The 1,177-nt window shown below is 65.3% G+C and carries 2 protein-coding genes; one reads left to right on the top strand and one right to left on the bottom strand.

Features of this window, described 5'->3' with window-relative positions:
* Nucleotides 1–192: 192 nt before the first annotated feature.
* Entirely contained in the window at nucleotides 193–867 is a 675-nt protein-coding gene (locus EOA33_RS36305; RefSeq protein WP_126055119.1) for a hypothetical protein, read from the top strand.
* An 81-nt stretch (nucleotides 868–948) separates the two neighbouring features.
* Here the strand turns inward: EOA33_RS36305 and EOA33_RS36300 are convergent.
* A partial coding sequence (locus tag EOA33_RS36300; RefSeq protein WP_145989533.1) for a nucleoside deaminase occupies nucleotides 949–1,177 on the bottom strand: 229 nt, incomplete at its 5' end.

Genomic DNA, 1,177 nt, shown 5'->3' with positions numbered 1-1,177 from the left:
AATAAGTGCACAAATGCCACGCCGGGCAATGCAAATCCGCCGGCGCGTTGCCCTTAACGGGTGGTTGAGGTAAACAGCGAAACTCCGGACGACAAATTGTCGCCGGATTTCCGTCGCAAGTGCATCGTCGATGGGGACCGGATCTTTTGGCCGGTGGCGATCGAGAGGCTGTCTAGTGTGGGACTTTTTGGCATGACCGAGAGAATCTGTGTGCGCGCCGCACTGCTGGCGCCGCTGGTCGCATCCGGACTTGCCTTGTCGGGCTGCATGAGCTCGCCCACCTACGGCACCGACAAGACCGCCGGCGAACAGCTTGCCGGCGACCTTTCCAGCGCCTTTTCGATCGCGCCGAAGCGCAAGGATCCGATCGACTACAAGCCGCGTCCCGATCTGGTGAAGCCGGCGCCGGGTCAAAAGGAAAACCTGCCGCCGCCGCAGGAGAGCATCGAGACGGCGAGCGCCGATTGGCCCGAATCGCCGGAGCAGCGCCGCGCCCGCCTGCGCGCCGACGCCACCGCCCACCAGGACGATCCGTCCTATCAGTCGCAGATCGTCGACGACGTGCAGACCGATCCGACCGCGGTGAAGAAGGCGTTGGCGGACTCGGCTTCGAGCCATCCGCCGCGCTGGTCGCCGGAGGACTCCGACAAGGGCCGCGCCGCCGAGATCCAGCGTCGCATGGCAGAGGGCAAGCAGGGCGACCCGAACACCCGCAAATATCTCAGCGAGCCGCCGCTGGCCTATCGCGTCGCAGCCGGCACAGCGCCGCAGGGCGAACTCGGCGAGGACGAGTACAAGAAGGAACGCCGCCTCAAGAAGGAGGCGGCCGCCAAGAGCAAGAGCGGCGGCTGGTTCGACTGGTGGTAAGGTTTCAGCGCATCGCTGCACAACGACAGCGGTAGCTATCTTTCGCGCCTCCTCGGTCCCGCCATCGTCCAAAAATCGTGGCTAGACCTCGCGCCGCTCGCGGAAAAAATCCTTGAGAATGAGCGATGCCTCGCTCTCGCCCATGCCCGGATAGATGTCCGGCGCGTGGTGGCAGGTCGGCGAGGCGAAGAAGCGCACGCCGTTGACCACCGCGCCGCCCTTCTCGTCGACGGCGCCGAAATAAAGCCGGCGCAGCCTCGCGAAGGAGATGGCGCCCGCGCACATGGCGCAGGGCTCCAGCGTCACATAG

It is taken from the genome of Mesorhizobium sp. M4A.F.Ca.ET.050.02.1.1, from assembly GCF_003997725.1.
In the GTDB taxonomy this organism is placed as follows: Bacteria; Pseudomonadota; Alphaproteobacteria; order Rhizobiales; family Rhizobiaceae; genus Mesorhizobium.
Note: the sequence above shows the minus strand (reverse complement) of the source record. Positions and strands in the feature narration are given on the sequence as shown.

Coding starts and splice junctions, on each gene's coding strand:
- EOA33_RS36305 (WP_126055119.1), top strand. CDS start 193: ATGACCGAGAGAATCTGTGTGCGCGCCGCACTGCTGGCGCCGCTGGTC.